This window comes from Delftia tsuruhatensis NBRC 16741, assembly GCF_001571325.1.
GTDB classification, from domain to species: domain Bacteria; phylum Pseudomonadota; class Gammaproteobacteria; order Burkholderiales; family Burkholderiaceae_C; genus Comamonas; species Comamonas tsuruhatensis.
In genome coordinates, this window is record NZ_BCTO01000049.1 from 19,687 (window position 1) to 38,368 (window position 18,682).

Below are 18,682 nucleotides of genomic sequence, written 5' to 3' on the forward strand. Positions count from 1 at the left end.
CGGCCGCACCAGCGTCAGGAGATCAAATGCGAAAACAGCAGTGCAGGATGGCGTGCGGCGGAGACGCCGCGACGCGCCGGAATATCACGTCGGCCGAAGGCCAGCCATGCCCGAGAGGCTCGGGTTGCACCGGAAGGGTGTAGAGGGTCGTCAGCAGCGCCGCGGGTACGGTCGGGGCCGACGCATGGTCGGCGCTTTGCTGGCCGAAACGGCAGTGCTCTACGCACAAGTTGGCGGCGTTGTCGTCGATTTGGTCGCAGCTCGCCATGGCGGCCATGTCTGACGTTGCGACCATGTCGGGCGACACGGCCATCGCAGCACCGGCCTCATCACCGGGCATCGCCGCGGCCGACGCATTCAGGGCCATCGTCGGAAGCGACTGCGGCATGCCCGACAGTGCGGGGCAGGCGTAGGCAGCGATGGCCAACTGGCCGAAGACCAGCACACCGAGCATCAGCCGGCAGACGAATCGCCTGAACATGCGCGTCATCGTCATGCGGCCACCCCATCAGTGCGGTGATAGGCTTCAGCGCCCGGCCGCACGGATCTGCGTCGGCCGGCAACGCTTGCCTGCGCAACGAGGCTCGGATCGGCGATGGCCGGATCTAAGTCCTGCTCCCCGGTCAGCGCGGCGATGATCGAACAGGCCGAACCTTCTGGCGCTTTGGCGCAGCAATCGGCCAGATTTTCCAGCGCCGAGGCCATCGACTGCAGGTCGGCCACGCGCTCCCGGATCTCCGCGATGCGTTCGCGGGTGATTTCCCGCACGCGCAGCCGATCACGCTTGGTACTCAAGGACATCAGTTCGGCGATGTCCTCCAGCGAGTACCCCAATGCCTGAGCCCGCTTGATGAAGCGCAGACGACGGACATCGTCCTCCGAATACTGCCGGAAGCCGCCGTCCACGCGATCCGGCGCAGCCAGCAATCCACCGCGCTGGTAATAGCGCACCGCCTCCACGCCAACGCCTGCCGCGTCGGCGAGTTTGCGTATGGTGAATGCATGGGTCGGCATGGGGAAAAGAATGGCTCAGGCGATCGAACGACGAAAAGACTCTATGTCTGTTGTTTGGTACGTAGTTTAGGCGGTCTTGCCGGCGCATGTCAACACAGCCTTCGCCTGCTGCCAGTGCTTGCGCACAGGCGTCTTGCCCTGCGCCATCGATAGATCTGTTTGACTACGCTTCCCGCTGCGCTGCAGAGACCAGCTCGCCAAGGATGCCGCACTCTTTCGCTTGATGTCCTGCGGAGCAGCGGGCGCGCAGCGTCGTCAGTTGCCTTTCCAGTGCTTTCAAGCTGGTCAGGCGGGCACGCACCCTCGCAATCTGCTCGTCGACCAGCCGGTTGATGTCCGCGCAATCCTCATCCGGACGGGATGTGAAGTTCAGGAGCCGCCTGACATCGGCCAGAGGAATGTCCAAGGCCCGGCAGTGGCGGACAAAGGACAGTCCATCGATGTGTTCCGTCCCGTATACCCGGTATCCATTGGTCTGCCGAGCTGGCGGCGGCAACACCCCCGTCCTCTCGTAGAACCGGATCGTGTCGGTGTCCACGCCGGTGGCGTGGCTCAACTCGCCAATTTTCATCGCAGAACACTCACATGTTGTCAGGACATGCATCGTAGCCGCTTGACCTTGGAGCTACTCCAAGGTGTGAAATAGCCCTTGTAAATGAAAGCACAAGGGGAACGGCACCTGTCGCAACGCTGTCGGCGTCTGCGCTTTGGCTCTCCTGCGCGGAGACTGGCAAAGCTGGCCCGTCTCACCACCTGACTCTTGAAGAAGAACGGATCGATCCATGAAAGCAGACACCGAAACCTCCTGCACCACGGCGTGCTGTTCAGCGAGCGCCATGAGCGCAGCGGCGACCGTTGAGCCACTCGTGACCCACTTCGGGATAGCCAACATGGATTGCCCCAGCGAGGAGGCTCAGATTCGCAAGCGCTTGGCGCAGGTCGATGGCGTCCGGGATATGGCTTTCGACTTGACCCGTCGCCGCCTTGAGGTCACACACGAACCAGCTGGACAGAACGCCATCCTGCGCGCGCTGCACGACATCGGCATGCGGGCGGTCGTGGAACCCGCGCCGCAGCAGGTCATCTACTTCATCAAGGAGATGGACTGTCCCAGCGAAGAGCGCCAGTTGCGCTCGATGCTGGAGCCACTGGCGGGCGTGCAGGCGGTGGACTTCGATCTGAAGGCCCACACGCTGACGGTGACCCATTCGCTGACCGATACAGCCCCGATTGCCAGGACCATCGAAGGCCTGGGAATGAAGCCGGTGGAAAAGACGGCGGGCAGCATGCCAATCGCTGTCGAAGCCCTCATCCCCAGCACGGCGGCGTCGCAAACCCCGGCACCGGCGACAGGGAACGGTACACGCTTCCTTATTCCGAACATGGATTGCCCTACCGAAGAGGCAACGATCCGCAAGCGCCTTGGTGCGGTCGATGGCATCGAACGGCTGGATTTCGACCTGATGGGGCGACGGCTCGATGTCCAGCACCGTCTGCCCGACCCCGCGCCGATCCTCAAGGCCCTGAACGATGTAGGCATGAAGGCCAGCATTGAGCACGCTGACGACACCGGGCCGCAGGGCCAGGCCGTGTACCTGATCGAAAAAATGGACTGCCCGACCGAGGAGGGCCTGCTGCGCAAGGCGCTCGAAGGCATGCCTGGGGTGAAGGCCCTGGATTTCAACCTGATGGGCCGCACGCTGACCGTGAGCCACGAGCTTGTCGATCTGGCTCCGGTGACCAGCGCGATCGAGCGGCTCGGCATGGCTCCAGTGCTCCAAAGCGCCTCCGACCCGGCGCCATCCGCTCCCCGTGAGTTCGGCACCGGCATCTCGCGCGGGCAATGGATTCGGATGGCGGTCTCCGGCGTGCTGGCGCTCGGCGCGGAGGCCATGGTCTTCGCGGGTGCTCCCGAGGCCTCCTGGCCCATCATTCTTGCTTGCCTCGCGGCCATCGGCCTGGGTGGGGTCGAGACCCTCAAGAAGGGCTGGATCGCGCTGAAGACGCGTTCGCTGAACATGAACCTGTTGATGACGGTCGCCGTCATCGGCGCGGCGCTGATCGGCCAGTGGCCCGAGGCGGCGGTGGTCATCTGGCTCTTCGGCATCGCCGAGATGATCGAGGCCTTGAGCCTGGATCGGGCCCGCAATGCCATCCGCAAGCTGATGGACCTGGCGCCAGAGAACGCATTGGTGCGCCAGCCCGACGGTCAATGGCGCGAGGTCAAGGCGGATACCGTGCCACTCGGAAGTGTTGTGCGGGTGCGTCCGGGCGAACGCATCGCACTGGATGGCGAAGTCGTCGCGGGACAGTCGTCGGTGAACCAGGCGCCGATCACCGGCGAAAGCATGCCGGTGGAGAAGACCGCCGGTGCCACGGTCTTCGCCGGCACCATCAACGAGCGCGGCACGCTGGAGTTCCGCGTTACCTCGCGCAAGGGCGAAACCACCCTCGACCGCATTGCACGATCGGTCCAGGAAGCGCAGGGACAACGCGCGCCCACGCAACGCTTCGTGGACAAGTTCGCCGGCATCTATACACCCGCGGTGTTTGCGCTTGCCCTTGCCGTGGCGGTCATTCCTCCGCTCGCTTTCGGGCAGCCCTGGTTCGAATGGGTCTACAAGGCGCTGGTGATGCTGGTCATTGCCTGCCCCTGCGCATTGGTGATCTCCACGCCGGTTACCGTGGTCAGCGGCCTGGCAGCTGCCGCACGCCGAGGCATCCTGGTCAAGGGCGGTCTTTACCTCGAACAAGGGCGGCACCTGAAATCGGTGGCCCTGGACAAGACCGGGACCCTGACCCATGGGCGCCCCGCACTGACCGATGTCATATCGCTGCGCGGCCTGCCGAAGGAAGAAGTTCTGCGCATTGCAGCGAGCATCGATGCTCTGTCGGAGCATCCTGTGGCCACCGCCATCGTGGCGGGCTACAACCAACCGCATGCCCAGGTGGACAAGTTCGAGGCGATCCCTGGACGCGGCGTCAAAGGCAACGTCGATGGAGATGTCTATTACGTCGGCAACCACCGGCTGATCAAAGAGCTGGGACTTTCAACACTTGAGGTCGAGACTCAGCTCGATGCGTTGGAGTACCAGGCCAAGACCGTTGTGCTCCTCGCCACGGACCAGCAAGTACTCGCCCTGCTGGCCGTGGCCGACACAGTGCGCGACACCAGCCGGCAAGCGATCGCCGAACTCAAGTCGCTGGGAATCGAACCAGTCATGTTGACTGGCGATAACGCGAAAACCGCGCAAGCCGTGGCTGCCCAGGTCGGCATCACCAGCGCCAAGGGCGAGTTGCTGCCGCAGGACAAGCTGCAGGCAATCGAAGAACTGCTCTCACGCGGGCCAGTCGGCATGGTGGGCGACGGCGTCAACGACGCACCGGCATTGGCCAAGTCGAGCATAGGCTTCGCAATGGGCGCAGCTGGCACCGACACGGCAATCGAAACGGCCGACGTCGCATTGATGCAGGACAACCTGCGCAAGCTTCCAGAGTTCATCCGGCTGTCACAGCGCGTAGCCGGCATCCTGACGGCCAACATCGTCTTTGCGCTTGGAACAAAGGCGGTGTTCATGGCCTTGGCCTTTACTGGACATGCAAGTCTGTGGCTGGCGATTCTGGCCGACATGGGTGCCAGTCTGGCGGTCGTTTTCAATGGGATGCGCTTGCTGCGGTCGTCTGAGGACATCAAGCCACATGGCCATTGATAGGGCTGTCTTGCGGATGTACCTGTTGGCCGTGACGGTGCTTGCCGCCGACGTAGCGACCAAGGCGGCCATCGTCGCGTGGATTCCCTTGTATGGCTCCCATGAAATCACGCCATGGTTCAACATCGGGCATTGGCTGAATCCAGGCGCGGCCTTCAGCTTCTTGGCGCAGGCGGGTGGGTGGCAACGCGGCTTTTTTATTGTTATTGGCGTCGCTGCTTCTGCCTTTCTCACCTGGCTCATTGCCCGCGAGAAGACTGCAACACCTGAGGCCGTGGGCTATGCAGCAATTCTCGGCGGCGCGCTCGGCAATGTTCTTGATCGAGTGCGGCATGGGGCCGTGGTGGACTGGCTCGATTTTCATTGGGGCGATTGGCACTGGCCTGCGTTCAATGCAGCCGACGTTGGCATCACCCTGGGAGCGGGGCTTCTGCTGATCGCCGCGTTTCGCGGCCGCGGCCGAAACGGCGCAGATTCCCATTCGCCAGCACGATGATCCAGATTTTCATTGACACATGCGGAGCCGTGAGCACGGCTTCGGAGAAACCGATGTCCCACTCGGCGCTACCACTGCCGCCTGCAAATGCACGCTGAACTCGTTCTCAAGACGCTAATGATGGGCGTCGTCGAAGGCATCACGGAATTCTTGCCAGTCTCCTCGACGGGGCATTTGATCCTAGCGGGCAATGCGCTCTCATTCCTTGCGAAAGAGAAGCGCGACGTCTTTGAAGTGTTCATCCAGTTCGGCGCGATGCTCGCGGTCATCTGGGAATATAGGGCTCGTCTGGCAAGCGTTGTTGTCTCAGCGCATGCCGACCAAGGATCCCGCCGGTTTTTAGTGAACCTTGCCATTGCATTTATGCCCGCGGCAGTGCTCGGACTGCTGATTGGATCTCATGTGCAGAGGCTGCTTTTCAGTCCGGGGCCGGTGGCCGTCGCACTCGTTGTCGGTGGCATCGCGATCCTGTGGGCTGAGCGACGCCCCGTGCAAGTGAAGGCTGAGCGTGCCGAACAGATCAGCCGAATCGACGCACTGAAGATTGGTTTCGTGCAGTGCCTTGCGCTCTGGCCGGGTACTTCGCGCTCAGGCGCGACGATTATCGGCGGGCTATGGTTCGGGGCTTCGCGGCAGGCTGCGACGGAGTTTTCGTTTTTCCTCGGCATTCCAATCTTGGGGGCCGCCTCGGTATACAACCTCTTCAAGCACTGGGGCGCATTGTCGAGCGACGACATCGGCGTTTTTGCAATGGGTTTCATTGCTTCTTTCGCATTTGCGCTGCTTGCGATACGCCTTCTGATGCGTTATTTGACCGGACATGGATTTGGAGTTTTTGCGTGGTATCGCATTGCACTGGGAACGCTAATCTTGGTAGCGGTCGCCACGTAACCTTTCACTGGCGATGACGACGACCCATGTGGACGCTGTTGAAGGCCTTCTGCACAACAGGCCGTGGCGCAGGGCCATACGTGCAGCGAAAGGTGCGCGGCGTAGTTAGCCCCATCATTTTTCGCCGGCAACAGGCAAATCTTCGTTTTAGAACCTTCGCTCGCACTGCATCGTGCAACGCCCAGTGGTCCGAGTCATCGATAAAATGAGAATCAATAACATTTATACATCATGAAAATGCTTTCTCTTTGCGCCAGGCGATTCCTGGCAATAGCCGCGTTGTTCGCACTCTGGTCGGCTTCTCCCGCCTGGGCTGCCGCCCCTGCCGCCAGCGACCAGGCCAAGCAGACCTGGCAATTGCTGGACTACCTCGCGGTTGACTACGGCGGCGCGGTGAGCAACGGCCAGATTCAAAGTGCCAGCGAGTACGAGGAGATGAAGGAGTTCGCGGCAACCGCCGCACAGCAGCTTGCCGCACTGCCGAGCACTGCGGCGCTGCCCGAGTTGCAGCGGCAGGCCAAAGCGCTCGGAGACCTCATCGCCGCAAAGGCGGACGCCAAGGCCGTGGCCGACAGCGCCCATTCGCTGGCCGCAGCGCTGGTCAAAGCCTATCCGTTTCCGCTCTCGCCGACCCAGCCGCCGGATCTCGCACGCGCCAAGGTGCTGTTTGAAGCCAACTGCGCGGCATGCCACGGGGCAACCGGTGCAGGCGACGGCCCGCTCGGCGCCAAGCTCGAACCGCCGCCGATCGCCTTCACCGATCGTGATCGTGCCCGTTCGCGCAGCGTGCTCGCGCTGTACCAGGTCATTTCTCAAGGCGTGACCAGCACGTCGATGCCCAGCTTCGCCACGCTCTCCGACGAGGATCGGTGGGCATTGGCATTTTTCGCCGGCACACTGTCGCATGACGATGCCATGCGCGCACGCGGCGAACAGTCCTGGGGGCGAGACGCCAGCGCCAAGGCTGTCTTTCCCGACCTGGCTGCTGCCGCCACCTTGACCGAAGCCGCCTTGTCCGAGCGGATGCCCCCGGACGCAGCCCGCGACCTCACCGCCTATGTTCGCCGCCACCCGGAAGTCACCGCTGCCGCGAGCGGCTCGGGCGGACTGGCCTTGGCCCGCACACGCCTTCAGGAGAGCCTTGCCGCGGCGCGCGCGGGCGACCGGGCCAGCGCAACGCGCCTGGGCCTGTCGGCCTACCTGGATGGATTTGAGCCTCTGGAGCCGGCATTGCGCGCACGCAACCAGACACTTCTCACGGAAGTCGAAAACGCCATGCTGGCCTATCGCGGCGCGCTCGCCGGCGGGAAACTGGAACAAGCCGATGCCACGGCGCAGAAGCTGGACTATCTCTTTGCCCAGGTGGACGCCGAACTCGGCGCGGACAAGGCAGACCCGCTGACCACGTTCATCGCCTCCCTCACCATCCTGCTGCGCGAAGGGGTTGAAGCGCTGTTGATCGTCGTGGGCATGCTGGCCTTCCTGAAGAAGGCAGAACGGCGCGATGTGCTGGGCTATGTGCATGGCGGCTGGATGGCCGCACTGGCTTGCGGTGGCCTGACCTGGGCGGTGGCCACCTACTTCGTGAGCATCAGCGGCGCAAGCCGTGAGGTGACCGAGGGGGTTTCATCCCTGTTTGCGGCCGTTGTGCTGCTGAGCGTCGGGCTCTGGATGCACCAGAAAAGCACGGCGGGCAAGTGGCAGGCCTACCTGAAGGAAAAACTCTCCGCAGCCATGACGCGGCGTTCGGCATGGGCATTGTTCGCCTTGTCGTTCATTGCGGTCTACCGCGAAGTTTTCGAGACGGTGCTTTTCTATTCGGCCCTGGCCGGCGACGGCAACAATGGAGCCCTGCTCGGTGGATTGGTGGGCGGAGTGGCCGTTCTGGCCGTCCTCGCATGGTTCATGCTGCGCACCAGCGCCCGCATGCCGATCGGCAAATTCTTCAGTCTCAGCTCGATCCTGGTAGCGGTGCTCGCGGTCGTGCTCGCCGGCAAGGGGGTTGCCGGCCTCCAGGAGGCCGGCCGGTTGAGCGCCAGCCCGATCCATTGGCCGCGCATCGAAGTGCTTGGCATCTATCCGTCAGCGGAAACCGCCATTGCGCAAGCCGTGGTGCTTGCCGTTGCTCTGGCAGGCTTTGCCATGAACGCCGTGAAGGCGCGAAATCCCCGGCCCGCGTGAAACAAGCCGGCGTCACTGCCGAGCGTGACTCCTGGAAAAAATCGCGCTCAGCAAGAGATGACGCTATCCGGCACAGCAGGACAGCTGCTTCACGTCCTTGCTGAAGGTCTGCGCCGCGAGCTTCAGGCCCTCGACCATCGTCAGGTAGGGGAATAGCTGATCGGCCAGCTCCTGCACGGTCATCCGGTTGCGGATCGCCAGCGCCGCCGTCTGGATCAGTTCGCCCGCTTCCTGCGCGACCGCCTGCACGCCGATCAGCCGTCCGGTGCCGGCCTCGGCAACCAGCTTGATGAAGCCGCGCGTGTCGAAGTTGGCCAGCGCCCTCGGCACGTTGTCGAGCGTGAGCGTGCGGCTGTCGGTCTCGACGCCGTCGTGGCGCGCTTGCGCCTCGCTGTAGCCCACCGTCGCCACCTGCGGATCGGTGAACACCACGGCCGGCATCGCCGTCAGGTCCAGCGTCGCGTCGCCGCCGGTCATGTTGATGGCGGCGCGCGTGCCGGCCGCCGCCGCGACGTAGACGAATTGCGGCTGGTCGGTGCAGTCGCCGGCCGCGTAGATGTGCGGCGCGCTGGTACGCATGGTGTGGCTGACGAGGATGGCCCCCTGGGGATTGACCTCGATGCCCGCCGCTTCGAGGTTCAGCGTGCGGGTGTTCGGCGCGCGCCCCGTGGCAATGAGCAGCTTGTCGGCGCGCAGCTCGCCGCGATCCGTCGTCAAGATGAACTCTTCCTCTGCATGGGCGACTCGACTGGCCTGGACATGCTCCAGCACCTCGATGCCCTCGGCACGGAACGCGGCCGTGACGGCTTCGGCGACGGCGGGGTCTTCGCGAAAGAGCAGTGTGCTGCGCGCGAGGATCGTGACCTGGCTGCCCAGCCGGGCAAAGGCTTGCGCCAATTCGACTGCCACCACCGACGAACCGATCACGGCCAGCCGCGAGGGAATGGCATCGCTCGCCAGCGCCTCGGTGGAGGTCCAGTAGGGAGTGCCCTTCAAGCCAGGAATCGGCGGGAGCGCGGGGCTCGCACCAGTGGCGATGAGACAGCGGTCGAAGGCCACCGTGCGCTCACCGCCTTCCGCCAGTTGCACGGTCAGGCAGTTTTCATTCATGAAACGGGCCTCGCCATGCAGCACGGTGATAGCCGGGGTGCTCTGCAGGATGCCTTCGTACTTGGCATGGCGCAGCGCATCGACGCGGCCTTGTTGCTGGGCCAGCAGCCGCTCGCGCAGAATGGACGGCGGCGTGGGCGGCAGGCCGGCATCGAACGGGCTTTCCCGGCGCAGATGCGCAATGTGCGCGGCGCGGATCATGATTTTGGACGGCACGCAGCCGACATTGACGCAGGTGCCGCCGATGGTGCTCCGCTCGATTAGCGTCACGCGCGCGCCTCGCTCGACCGCCTTGAGTGCCGCCGCCATCGCCGCGCCGCCACTGCCGATCACGGCCACATGCAGCGCCCGCTCGCCACCACCGTGACTCGGTTCGCTGCCCAGCCAGCCCAGCGCCTTGCCCAACAAGCCCGCAGCCTTGTTCGGCGTGTCGGACACCCGTGCGCGGTAACCGAGCGCGGCCATCGCCGCGACCAGCGGACCATGGTTCATGTCCGCATCCGCCTCGACCTCGGCCCGTCGCCGCGGATAGGACACCGAGGCCGAGCGCACCCCGGGCACCTTCTCCAGCGCCTCTCTGACGTGCTCGGCGCACGACGCGCAGGTCATGCCGTCGATGTGCAAGGCGATCGCTTCGGCCATGGCGGGCAACCTCACTGCTTGACGGTGGCGGGGTAGCCCGCGTTTGCGGTGGCCTTGGCCAAGGCCCCGGCGTTGGTCTTGGCATCGTCGAAGGTCACGACGGCTTCCCGCTTTTCATAGCTGACCTCGGTCTTCTGGACCCCGGCCACCTTGAACAGGGCCATCTTGACCGTGATCGGACACGACGCGCAGGTCATATCGGGCACCGACAGTGTGACGGTCTTGGTGGCGGCCCACGCCGGAGCGCCCAGGGTAACGGCCAGGGCAATAGCGGTGGCAAGTTTCTTCACGGTGGATTCCTCTCAATAGAACAACGGCAGGACGTACGGAAAAGCGAGGGCAATCAAGACCAGCGCGACCACGATCCAGAAAATGATCTTGTAGGCCGTCCGCACGCGGGGCACGGCGCAGACCTCATCCGGCTTGCAGGCGTGAACCGGCCGGAAGATGCTGCGCCAGGCGAAAAACAGCGCCATCAGGGCCGCGCCGATGAAAATCGGCCGGTAGGGTTCCAACACGGCCAGGTTGGCGATCCAGGCGCCCGAGAAACCGAGCAAGACCAAGATGAGGGGGCCGAGGCAACAGGCCAACGCAAGAATGGCGGCGAGGCCGCCAGCGGCCAGGGCGCCACGCCCGCTCTTGGGTTCCGACATATGGTTTTCCTTCCGGGACTTCGCTTGATGCTGTAAGGTTACTTCCGTAGTCAACTACGGAGTCAAGCGTCATGGAAAGCGCCTCGGACAATCTGACCATCGGCGCCTTTGCCAAGGCGGCCACAGTCAATGTGGAGACGATCCGGTTCTATCAGCTCAAGGGCTTGTTGCCCCAGCCGGAGCGGGCCTACGGCCGCATCCGCCGCTACGGGCCGGCAGATGTGGCGCGGGTGAAGTTCGTGAAGTCAGCCCAGCGCCTGGGGTTCAGCCTGGATGAAATCGGCCAGCTTCTGAAACTTGAGGACGGCACCCATTGCAATGAGGCGGCGGAGCTGGCCTCGCTGCGGCTGGCCGATGTGCGCGCCCGCCTGGTGGACCTCACACGGATTGAGGCGGCATTGTCGAAATTGGTGGGTGAATGCGACGCGCACCATGGCAATGTGTCCTGCCCGCTGATCGCGGCATTGCACTGCTGTTGAGCGGAGAAGTTCGGCCGTTCACCTCGCGGCGAAGGGGCGGACAGGCAAGCGCGGCGCGCGAACCAGATTTAAGGTATTGAGCCGGAGGCGCGATGGGATCAAGACCGGATGGCCACAATTCGGCGCGATAGTGCCCTTTTGCACATTAATTCAATAAATGTTGTATTATCGAAATATGAAAGAGACCCAAGCCGTTTCCGCCCTCGGCGCCCTGGCCCACACCCAGCGCCTGCGGGTTTTCCGCGCCCTGGTGGTCGCCGGCCCCGAAGGGCTGACACCCAGCGCCCTCGCCGACCAGCTCGACGTGGCCCGCAATTCCCTGTCCTTCCACCTGAAGGAGCTGGCCCATGCCGGCCTGGTCACCATCGAGCAGCAGGGCCGCAACCTGATCTACCGCGCCGACTTCACCCAGATGAACGGACTGCTCGGCTACCTGACCGAGCACTGCTGCCAAGGCAGCACATGCGAGGTCAGTGATTCCTCCTCTGCCTGTACTTCCTGCTGAAAGGATCTCCCCATGAAGCGCTTTCACGTTCACCTGCACGTCGATGACCTGAACCGCAGCATCGGCTTCTATTCCCAACTGTTCGCCGCGCAGCCCGCGCGTGTCGAGGGCGACTACGCCAAGTGGATGCTCGAAGACCCGCCGGTCAACTTCGCTATCTCCACACGGGGCAACAAACCAGGCATCGACCATCTGGGCATCCAGACCGACGATGCGGAGGAATTGGCCGTGCTGAAGGCACGCGCCGAGGCGGCCGACATGGCGCTGCTCGACGAAGGCACCACCACCTGCTGCTACGCGCGCAGCGAGAAGCACTGGATCACCGATCCGCAGGGCGTGGCCTGGGAACACTTTCATACGCTGGGCAGCATCCCGGTCTTCAACGAAGCGGCGCCTGCAACGGGTTCTGCCGCAGCCTGCTGCGCCCCGGCGCGCGGCAAGCCGGTGGGCGTTGCGGTGAAGCCGGCTTCGTCCTGCTGCTGATGTGAGACATCCATGACCACCAACAAGACCTACAACGCCCTGTTCATCTGCACGGGTAACTCGGCCCGCTCCATCCTGGCCGAAGGCATCCTCAATGAATTGGGCCAGGGGCGCTTTCGCGCCTACTCGGCGGGCAGCCACCCCAAGGGCGAAGTCCACCCGCTGGCGCTTGCCACGCTGGAACGGCTGCATATGCCGATCGTCGGCTACCGCAGCAAGAACTGGGACGAGTTCGCGGCGCCCGGTGCACCGGAGCTGGATTTCATCTTCACGGTGTGCGACAACGCCGCCGGCGAGGTCTGCCCCGTATGGCCTGGGCGCCCGATGTCAGCGCATTGGGGTGTGCCTGATCCTGCAGCCGTTGAAGGCACCGACGAGCAGAAGCGCAAGGCGTTCACGGATGCGGCGCTGACCTTGCGCCGGCGCATTGAGCTGTTCCTGTCGCTGCCATTGCAGCGGCTCGATGCCATGTCGCTGCAGCACGAGCTGCGCAGCATTGGTACGAAGTGAGGTCTGCGCGATGAGTGTTGGAACCCAAACGGCCGGCCGCGTGCCGGCCACCTCCACCATGAGCGTCTTCGAGCGCTACCTGAGCGTGTGGGTGCTGCTGTGCATCGTCGCCGGCATCGCGCTGGGCCAGTTCGCACCCAACGTATTTCAGGCCATTGGCCGCATGGAGATCGCCCAGGTTAATCTGCCGGTCGGTCTGCTGATCTGGATCATGATCGTGCCGATGCTGCTGAAGGTGGACTTCGGTGCGCTGGGCCAGGTCAAGCAGCACTGGCGCGGCATCGGCGTGACGCTGTTCGTCAACTGGGCGGTCAAACCGTTCTCGATGGCGCTGCTGGCCTGGATCTTCGTCCGCCAGGTCTTCGCTCAGTGGCTGCCGGCCGACCAGCTCGACAGCTACGTTGCCGGCCTCATCCTGCTGGCCGCCGCGCCCTGCACGGCGATGGTGTTCGTCTGGAGCCGGCTGACCGGGGGCGATCCGGTATTCACGCTGTCGCAGGTGGCGCTGAACGACACCATCATGGTGTTTGCCTTCGCGCCCATTGTCGGCCTGCTGCTGGGCCTGTCGTCCATCACGGTGCCGTGGGCCACGCTGCTGGTATCGGTCGGCCTGTACATCGTGATTCCGGTCATCCTGGCCCAGCTCTGGCGCCGTGCTCTGCTGAACAAGGGCCAAGCCGCCTTCGACCGGGCGCTGGAGCGCATCGGCCCGCTGTCGATCGCGGCGCTGCTGCTCACGCTGGTGCTGCTGTTCGCCTTCCAGGGCGAGGCCATCATCCGCCAGCCGCTGGTCATCGCCATGCTGGCGGTGCCGATCCTGATTCAGGTGTTCTTCAACTCCGGCCTGGCCTATTGGCTCAGCCGCAAGGCCGGCGAGCAGCACAGCATCGCTTGCCCCTCGGCGTTGATCGGCGCCTCCAACTTCTTCGAGCTGGCTGTAGCGGCCGCCATCAGCCTGTTCGGCTTCCAGTCCGGCGCGGCGCTGGCCACCGTGGTCGGCGTGCTGATCGAGGTGCCGGTGATGCTGCTGGTCGTTCGGATCGTCAACCAAAGCAAGGGCTGGTATGAGTGCGGCCCGAACCCTGCCCGCAGATAAGCAAGGCATTTCCCATGAGCAGTATCACGATATATCACAACCCCGTCTGCGGCACGTCGCGCAACGTGCTGGCCCTGATCCGCAACAGCGGCGAGGAACCCACGGTCATCGAATACCTGAAGACACCGCCCGACCGCGAAACCCTGCAACGCCTGATCACGGACATGGGCGTGCCGGTGCGCGCGGTATTGCGCGAGAAGGGCACGCCCTACGCGGAACTCGGCCTCGATGACCCGAAGTGGAGCGATGCGCAGTTGATCGACTGCATGCTCCAGCATCCCATTCTGATCAACCGCCCTATCGTGGTGACGCCGCTGGGCACGCGGCTGTGCCGGCCTTCGGAGGCCGTGCTGGACATCCTGCCGCAATCACAGCGCGGCGCGTTCAACAAGGAAGACGGCGAAGCGGTCGTGGACGCGGAAGGCCGCCGTGTCTGAATCCAGAATCGACCTACCCAATATCGACACCGCGCTATTCCAACTGCCCGATACCCAACGGCTGCTGACACCCGAGCGCGCCACGCACGCGCCGCGCTTCCTATTGCTCTATGGCTCGCTACGCGAGCGCTCGTTCAGTCGCTTGGCCGCTGAGGAAGCGGCTCGCATCCTGCGCGCGCTCGGCGGTGAGACGCGCATGTTCAATCCCTCGGGCCTGCCACTGGTGGACGATGCACCCGCCGACCATCCCAAGGTCAAGGAACTGCACGAGCTGGCCCAGTGGGCCGAAGGCATGGTGTGGAGTTCGCCCGAGCGCCATGGGGCCATGACGGGGTTGATGAAGACGCAGATCGACTGGATTCCGCTGTCGGCCGGCGCAGTGCGCCCGACGCAGGGCAAGACGCTGGCGGTGATGCAGGTCTCGGGCGGCTCGCAGTCCTTCAACGCCGTCAACCAGATGCGCGTGCTGGGCCGCTGGATGCGGATGCTGACCATCCCCAACCAGTCCTCGGTCGCCAAGGCGTACCAGGAGTTCGACGAGGCCGGGCGCATGAAGCCCTCGGCCTACTATGACCGCATCGCGGACGTGATGGAGGAGCTGATGAAGTTCACCCTGCTCACGCGCGATGCGGCGCCGTACCTCGTGGACCGCTACAGCGAGCGCAAGGAAAGTGCGGAAGCACTGAGCCGGCGCGTCCAGCAGACGGCTATCTGAACACTCCCCCTAAAAAACAAGCACTTCACTCACCAATCCGTCGTGACGCTAATCTGATGCGCCATCGCAGCGACAGAAACGGATCGGAGAACAGAATGGGAATTTCCAGCAGCAAGGTCTACAAGCAGGCCGATGAGGCCGCTGCGTTTGCGCATATCAGGGAGCTCGCAGAAAAGGAACCCGTCGATGACGAGACGGCTTCGGAATTGTGGCTTGAGGCAGAAGCCATCGTGGACACCTACATCGAGGCCGCTGAGTCGCGGTCCATAGAGGACTTGCCCTCCAGGCAGGAACTGGGCGAGTCCTGCTTTTGGCTGTTGTTCCAGACGAAAGTTTTGCGGGAGGACGAGCATTACCGGCTGATCGTCGAACTGCTGTCGCCACAGCTCGGGCTGTCCCTGTTCGATTTGCTGCCCCGCGTCCGAAAGCTCCGCGAAGCGGCCCTTGACGCACTGGAGGCCATGGTCAAGAAGCCATCAATGGATCGTCCGACAGCGCCGCAAGCGTGCGAGGACGACCTTTTCTGATGGGAAGCTGGTGGCACCTCCGAGCCGAAATTCTCGTATCAGCGATACGAGAATTCATCGGCTGCGGAAGATCGAGCGTCAGCACCGAACGTCCGCGCCATCTGGCGCAGCACAGTCGGCAGTTCGGCCTGGTCGCCGTCCTCCAGAACACCGTTGATGACTTCGAGCGCGAGCGCCGGGTCGCTGCGGTACAGCTCGGCCATCGCTTCGTCATGGGGTCTGCTTTTCATCAGCCCACCAGCGCTTCCAGTTCCTCGAACGCCAGGCGCGGCAAGCGCCGGCCTTCCTTGGCCACGTTGACCTGCAGGGCGGCCCGCGCCACGTCCAGCACCTCCCGCGCCAGGGCATAACCGCCCTTGGCCTGCATCCAGCCCAGCACATCCGCCAGATGCCAGATCGACGCGCTGCCCTCATGCACCGGCGCCGGGAAGCTACCCGGATGGGCCAGCATCAGCTTGCGCATATTCTGCCGCGACACGCCCACGATGTCGGCCACATCGGTCAGCCCAACCAGATCAGGCGCCACTTCGATCAGCCGGGCCGAGGGTGCGGCACGGCGCACATCGGCCAGCGCGCTGCGCACTGCCTCATCTGCATCCACCGCCTCGCGGGTAAATTCCAGCGCCAGCCGCCCCGGCTGCCCGATGCCGACCAGGGCATCGTCGCAGCCGGCTTCACCCAGGCGCTCGACCAGTGTCTGCGAATCGCGGTCGTCATCGGTGAGCTGGTATTTGAGGGTAAAGGTGTATTCCATCGCGCTATTCCTGGGTGCCATCGTCATCCGCCTCGCGCTGCTGGCGGTCCATGGTGCAGTTGTCCACGGCGCGCCGTAAGGCGCGGGCATGGTTGCCGGGGTTCTTCGGCGTGCTCCATACACTGGTAATGCAGAACTCGCCGCAACGGCATTCCTCATCGTTGTACGGGCAGTACATCCGCCCCCAGGCATGGCTACCGCCGACTTCGACACGCCAGCCTTGCCCTTCGGCGTGTCGCAGCGCATCCTCGACCTCTTTCTTCGGGTGAGAGGAACGGGCCATCAGCGACCTCCAGTATGGGGATGATGCGCAAGGTTGTCAAGTGACAACCTTGCTGCAAGGCTTGGTGACCCACGCTCGAATTGTCGCGACAGCGTCGCGACAATTCGGCGGGCCTGATTTCCGACACGAAAGGCTGGCAACGCCGCGCCTGCCGCAGCCGACGGCATCTTGCCGTTCATGCGGACGCCTGCTCGGTGCGTTGCGCCCCGGTGATCGTCTTGCGCCGGTTCGCCACCAGCTCGGCGGCCTGCCGCACCGGATCGTCCTCCGTGTGGACGTACCGCATGAACATCGCCACGGTCTTGTGCGCCGTCAGCGCCATGCCCACCTTCACCGGAATCCCCGAGTTGGCGATGTCAGTGGCCGAACGGTGGCGGATGCCATGCGTGCCCACGTGCGTAGCGCCCGCCGCCTTCAGGATGCGGCACCAGGCACCGTAATACTCGCCCTCGGTGAGATGCTTGGCCGGGTCGTTCGGCGACGGCAGCACGTAGGGGCAGCCGTCCCGGCGCGGCGCGGTGGACAGCAGCCGGTAGGCTTCCTCGCTCAAGGGCTTGGACATGCCACCTGTCTTGCTATCGGGCCAGACCACGCGGCGGTTGTCCAGATCCACCCATGCCCATTCCAGCGAGATGATCTCGGAGCGCCGCCCGGCAAACTCGAATTGCAGGCGGATCGCCAGCGGGATGACGTAGTTCTCCAGCCCTTCGGCCTCGATACCGTCAAGGTGCCGGAACAGCTTGCCCATGTCCTCGTCGCTGATGAGGTGGGTGGCCTTGCCGTCGGGGTACACCGGGACGTGGCGGCATGGGTTGGTGCCGTCCGGCCGATAACCCCAGACCTCGGCCAGGTTGAACATCTTGCGCATGACGCTGAAAGCGCGGTTCGCCTCGGCGGGCTTGTGCGCCATCTTCTTCATCGCCCCGGCCACGTCCGGGCGCTTCACGTCCTGAACCTTGATGCGGCCCAGGAAGGGGACGATGCAGCGGTCGATGACGCCCTGGTAGCCCCGGCGGGTGCTGGGCTTGTTGCGTTGCTTGGAGTGATCCTCCATGAACTTCACGCACAGTTCCGTGACCGTGGGCGCCTTGCGCGCCGCCGCCTTGTCGGCGGCCGGGTCGCCGCCCCGGCGTACCTGGGCCAGCCATTCCTGGGCCAGCGAGCGGGCCTGCTCGACGGTCAGTTCGCCATACAGGCCCAAAGCGGGTTTGCGGCGCTCGCCGGCGTTCGTGCGGTACTGGAGCATGAACACCTTGCGGCCCGCTGGTGTAATCTTGCACAGGAAGCCGGGCACCAGCGTGTCCCGCAGTTCGACGGCCTGCGCCTGGGGTTGTGCCGCATCCACTGCGGACTTGGTGAGCTTGATTTTTGCCACGATGACTCCTCGGAAAGACCCGGTTTCCAGGGGCCACATGGGAGCCACGAGGCAGGAAGCCGGATCAGGTTTCAGAAAGCACCGGCATATGATGAACGCGCCTAAGTTATTGATAAACCTGCTGTATCTGGCTTCGGCGTAGTCCAGCGAATTACGGTACTGAAGTCAGTGTGAAATGAAAAAGGCCCGCAGCTTTCGCTGCGGGCCTTGTCTTCCGGGCCAAAGCCGTCAGGCCTTGGGAAGCGTCACGCCCACCTGGCCCTGGTACTTGCCGCCACGGTCGCGGTAGCTGACCTCGCAGACATCGTCGGGATCGCTCTCGAAGAACAGCACCTGGGCGCAGCCTTCACCGGCGTAGATGCGGGCGGGCAGCGGCGTGGTGTTGGAGAACTCCAGCGTCACATAGCCTTCCCATTCGGGCTCGAAGGGCGTGACGTTGACGATGATGCCGCAGCGCGCGTAGGTGCTCTTGCCCAGGCAGATGGTCAGCACGTTGCGCGGGATGCGGAAGTACTCGACCGTGCGCGCCAGCGCGAAGCTGTTGGGCGGGATGATGCAGCTGTCACCCTCAAAATCGACGAAGCTTTTCTCATCGAAGTTCTTGGGGTCCACCACGGTGCTGTGGATGTTGGTGAACACCTTGAATTCGGGTGCGCAGCGGATGTCGTAGCCATAGCTGCTGGTGCCGTAGCTGATGATCTTGCGGCCATCGACGTTGCGAACCTGGGCCGGCTCGAAAGGCTCGATCATGCCGTGATCCTCGGCCATGCGACGGATCCACTTGTCGCTCTTGATGCTCATGGCAATTCCTCGTTCCCTAG

22 protein-coding genes and 1 pseudogene are annotated in these 18,682 nt (G+C 63.9%); 12 read left to right on the top strand and 11 right to left on the bottom strand.

Annotated features, from left to right (window positions below; genetic code table 11):
- Positions 1–22: 22 nt before the first annotated feature.
- From DTS01S_RS22530 to cadR, 3 genes are all read right to left on the bottom strand, one after another.
- Entirely contained in the window at positions 23–496 is a 474-nt protein-coding gene (locus DTS01S_RS22530) for a hypothetical protein (RefSeq protein WP_012202408.1), read from the bottom strand.
- Positions 493–1,014: a MerR family transcriptional regulator gene (locus DTS01S_RS22535; RefSeq protein WP_012202409.1), complete on the bottom strand. Its 522-nt coding sequence runs from the start codon at positions 1,012–1,014 to the stop codon at positions 493–495. Before DTS01S_RS22535 ends, DTS01S_RS22530 begins: the two co-directional genes overlap by 4 nt.
- 163 nt (positions 1,015–1,177) lie before the next feature.
- Positions 1,178–1,618 (bottom strand): Cd(II)/Pb(II)-responsive transcriptional regulator, encoded by a 441-nt coding sequence (cadR, locus tag DTS01S_RS22540; RefSeq protein WP_012202410.1) that lies wholly within the window; start codon positions 1,616–1,618, stop codon positions 1,178–1,180.
- Between the two features lie 232 nt (positions 1,619–1,850).
- On the opposite strand from cadR, the gene DTS01S_RS22550 reads away from it, so the two are divergent.
- From DTS01S_RS22550 to DTS01S_RS22565, 4 genes are all read left to right on the top strand, one after another.
- Entirely contained in the window at positions 1,851–4,724 is a 2,874-nt protein-coding gene (locus DTS01S_RS22550; protein WP_174484806.1) for a heavy metal translocating P-type ATPase, read from the top strand.
- Positions 4,714–5,220 carry a signal peptidase II gene (lspA, locus tag DTS01S_RS22555; RefSeq protein WP_016451581.1) on the top strand — a complete coding sequence of 169 codons (507 nt, stop codon included), beginning with the start codon at positions 4,714–4,716 and terminating at the stop codon, positions 5,218–5,220. The genes DTS01S_RS22550 and lspA overlap by 11 nt, the downstream gene beginning before the upstream one ends.
- Before the next feature lie 87 nt (positions 5,221–5,307).
- Positions 5,308–6,111, top strand: coding sequence for an undecaprenyl-diphosphate phosphatase (locus tag DTS01S_RS22560; protein WP_012202413.1), 804 nt, complete (start codon positions 5,308–5,310; stop codon positions 6,109–6,111).
- A 231-nt stretch (positions 6,112–6,342) separates the two neighbouring features.
- Positions 6,343–8,292 (top strand): cytochrome c/FTR1 family iron permease, encoded by a 1,950-nt coding sequence (locus DTS01S_RS22565; RefSeq protein ID WP_012202414.1) that lies wholly within the window; start codon positions 6,343–6,345, stop codon positions 8,290–8,292.
- A 63-nt stretch (positions 8,293–8,355) separates the two neighbouring features.
- Here the strand turns inward: DTS01S_RS22565 and merA are convergent, their stop codons facing one another.
- From merA to merT, 3 genes are read right to left on the bottom strand one after another with little or no spacing between them, the layout of a single operon-like run.
- The gene (merA, locus tag DTS01S_RS22570) at positions 8,356–10,044 is read right to left on the bottom strand and encodes a mercury(II) reductase (protein ID WP_047219395.1); all 1,689 of its coding nucleotides are present in this window, start codon (positions 10,042–10,044) and stop codon (positions 8,356–8,358) included.
- Between the two features lie 11 nt (positions 10,045–10,055).
- The gene (gene merP, locus DTS01S_RS22575) at positions 10,056–10,334 is read right to left on the bottom strand and encodes a mercury resistance system periplasmic binding protein MerP (protein ID WP_012202416.1); all 279 of its coding nucleotides are present in this window, start codon (positions 10,332–10,334) and stop codon (positions 10,056–10,058) included.
- Between the two features lie 12 nt (positions 10,335–10,346).
- Positions 10,347–10,697: a mercuric ion transporter MerT gene (gene merT, locus DTS01S_RS22580; protein WP_046239654.1), complete on the bottom strand. Its 351-nt coding sequence runs from the start codon at positions 10,695–10,697 to the stop codon at positions 10,347–10,349.
- A gap of 71 nt (positions 10,698–10,768) precedes the next feature.
- Here merT and merR point away from each other — a divergent pair, with 71 nt between their 5' ends.
- From merR to DTS01S_RS22620, 8 genes are all read left to right on the top strand, one after another.
- Positions 10,769–11,176, top strand: coding sequence for an Hg(II)-responsive transcriptional regulator (gene merR, locus DTS01S_RS22585; protein ID WP_012202418.1), 408 nt, complete (start codon positions 10,769–10,771; stop codon positions 11,174–11,176).
- A 175-nt stretch (positions 11,177–11,351) separates the two neighbouring features.
- Positions 11,352–11,681, top strand: a complete 330-nt coding sequence (locus DTS01S_RS22590) for an ArsR/SmtB family transcription factor (RefSeq protein WP_016451582.1) — start codon at positions 11,352–11,354, stop codon at positions 11,679–11,681.
- A 12-nt stretch (positions 11,682–11,693) separates the two neighbouring features.
- Positions 11,694–12,164, top strand: a complete 471-nt coding sequence (locus DTS01S_RS22595; protein WP_012202420.1) for an ArsI/CadI family heavy metal resistance metalloenzyme — start codon at positions 11,694–11,696, stop codon at positions 12,162–12,164.
- Between the two features lie 12 nt (positions 12,165–12,176).
- Entirely contained in the window at positions 12,177–12,674 is a 498-nt protein-coding gene (locus DTS01S_RS22600; protein WP_012202421.1) for an arsenate reductase ArsC, read from the top strand.
- 10 nt (positions 12,675–12,684) lie between these two features.
- On the top strand, positions 12,685–13,770 hold the full coding sequence (gene arsB, locus DTS01S_RS22605) for an ACR3 family arsenite efflux transporter (protein ID WP_012202422.1): 1,086 nt from the start codon (positions 12,685–12,687) through the stop codon (positions 13,768–13,770).
- 14 nt (positions 13,771–13,784) lie between these two features.
- Entirely contained in the window at positions 13,785–14,207 is a 423-nt protein-coding gene (gene arsC / locus DTS01S_RS22610) for an arsenate reductase (glutaredoxin) (RefSeq protein WP_012202423.1), read from the top strand.
- The gene (gene arsH / locus DTS01S_RS22615; RefSeq protein WP_012202424.1) at positions 14,200–14,922 is read left to right on the top strand and encodes an arsenical resistance protein ArsH; all 723 of its coding nucleotides are present in this window, start codon (positions 14,200–14,202) and stop codon (positions 14,920–14,922) included. The genes arsC and arsH overlap by 8 nt, the downstream gene beginning before the upstream one ends.
- A 95-nt stretch (positions 14,923–15,017) precedes the next feature.
- Positions 15,018–15,449 carry a hypothetical protein gene (locus tag DTS01S_RS22620; protein WP_012202425.1) on the top strand — a complete coding sequence of 144 codons (432 nt, stop codon included), beginning with the start codon at positions 15,018–15,020 and terminating at the stop codon, positions 15,447–15,449.
- Positions 15,450–15,532: 83 nt separating this feature from the next.
- Here DTS01S_RS22620 and DTS01S_RS22625 read toward each other — a convergent pair.
- The 5 genes and pseudogenes from DTS01S_RS22625 to dcd form a co-directional block, all read right to left on the bottom strand.
- A pseudogene (locus DTS01S_RS22625) lies at positions 15,533–15,679 on the bottom strand (addiction module antidote protein); the annotation flags it as partial.
- The gene (locus tag DTS01S_RS22630) at positions 15,679–16,203 is read right to left on the bottom strand and encodes a helix-turn-helix transcriptional regulator (protein WP_012202427.1); all 525 of its coding nucleotides are present in this window, start codon (positions 16,201–16,203) and stop codon (positions 15,679–15,681) included. The gene DTS01S_RS22630 and the pseudogene DTS01S_RS22625, both read right to left, overlap by 1 nt.
- Positions 16,204–16,207: 4 nt before the next feature.
- A complete protein-coding gene (locus DTS01S_RS22635) occupies positions 16,208–16,486 on the bottom strand; it encodes a hypothetical protein (RefSeq protein ID WP_012202428.1) in 279 nt (92 codons plus the stop codon).
- Between the two features lie 175 nt (positions 16,487–16,661).
- On the bottom strand, positions 16,662–17,861 hold the full coding sequence (locus tag DTS01S_RS22640) for a tyrosine-type recombinase/integrase (RefSeq protein ID WP_016451583.1): 1,200 nt from the start codon (positions 17,859–17,861) through the stop codon (positions 16,662–16,664).
- Positions 17,862–18,089: 228 nt separating this feature from the next.
- Positions 18,090–18,662: a dCTP deaminase gene (gene dcd / locus DTS01S_RS22645; RefSeq protein WP_013803686.1), complete on the bottom strand. Its 573-nt coding sequence runs from the start codon at positions 18,660–18,662 to the stop codon at positions 18,090–18,092.
- Positions 18,663–18,682: the final 20 nt, after the last annotated feature.

Excerpts from the sequence above, each read along its gene's own strand:
- DTS01S_RS22530 (WP_012202408.1), bottom strand. The coding sequence starts at position 496 with ATGACGATGACGCGCATGTTCAGGCGATTCGTCTGCCGGCTGATGCTC.
- DTS01S_RS22535 (WP_012202409.1), bottom strand. The coding sequence starts at position 1,014 with ATGCCGACCCATGCATTCACCATACGCAAACTCGCCGACGCGGCAGGC.
- cadR (WP_012202410.1), bottom strand. The coding sequence starts at position 1,618 with ATGCATGTCCTGACAACATGTGAGTGTTCTGCGATGAAAATTGGCGAG.
- DTS01S_RS22550 (WP_174484806.1), top strand. The coding sequence starts at position 1,851 with ATGAGCGCAGCGGCGACCGTTGAGCCACTCGTGACCCACTTCGGGATA.
- lspA (WP_016451581.1), top strand. The coding sequence starts at position 4,714 with ATGGCCATTGATAGGGCTGTCTTGCGGATGTACCTGTTGGCCGTGACG.
- DTS01S_RS22560 (WP_012202413.1), top strand. The coding sequence starts at position 5,308 with ATGCACGCTGAACTCGTTCTCAAGACGCTAATGATGGGCGTCGTCGAA.
- DTS01S_RS22565 (WP_012202414.1), top strand. The coding sequence starts at position 6,343 with ATGAAAATGCTTTCTCTTTGCGCCAGGCGATTCCTGGCAATAGCCGCG.
- merA (WP_047219395.1), bottom strand. The coding sequence starts at position 10,044 with ATGGCCGAAGCGATCGCCTTGCACATCGACGGCATGACCTGCGCGTCG.
- merT (WP_046239654.1), bottom strand. The coding sequence starts at position 10,697 with ATGTCGGAACCCAAGAGCGGGCGTGGCGCCCTGGCCGCTGGCGGCCTC.
- merR (WP_012202418.1), top strand. The coding sequence starts at position 10,769 with ATGGAAAGCGCCTCGGACAATCTGACCATCGGCGCCTTTGCCAAGGCG.
- DTS01S_RS22590 (WP_016451582.1), top strand. The coding sequence starts at position 11,352 with ATGAAAGAGACCCAAGCCGTTTCCGCCCTCGGCGCCCTGGCCCACACC.
- DTS01S_RS22595 (WP_012202420.1), top strand. The coding sequence starts at position 11,694 with ATGAAGCGCTTTCACGTTCACCTGCACGTCGATGACCTGAACCGCAGC.
- DTS01S_RS22600 (WP_012202421.1), top strand. The coding sequence starts at position 12,177 with ATGACCACCAACAAGACCTACAACGCCCTGTTCATCTGCACGGGTAAC.
- arsB (WP_012202422.1), top strand. The coding sequence starts at position 12,685 with ATGAGTGTTGGAACCCAAACGGCCGGCCGCGTGCCGGCCACCTCCACC.
- arsC (WP_012202423.1), top strand. The coding sequence starts at position 13,785 with ATGAGCAGTATCACGATATATCACAACCCCGTCTGCGGCACGTCGCGC.
- DTS01S_RS22620 (WP_012202425.1), top strand. The coding sequence starts at position 15,018 with ATGGGAATTTCCAGCAGCAAGGTCTACAAGCAGGCCGATGAGGCCGCT.
- DTS01S_RS22630 (WP_012202427.1), bottom strand. The coding sequence starts at position 16,203 with ATGGAATACACCTTTACCCTCAAATACCAGCTCACCGATGACGACCGC.
- DTS01S_RS22635 (WP_012202428.1), bottom strand. The coding sequence starts at position 16,486 with ATGGCCCGTTCCTCTCACCCGAAGAAAGAGGTCGAGGATGCGCTGCGA.
- dcd (WP_013803686.1), bottom strand. The coding sequence starts at position 18,662 with ATGAGCATCAAGAGCGACAAGTGGATCCGTCGCATGGCCGAGGATCAC.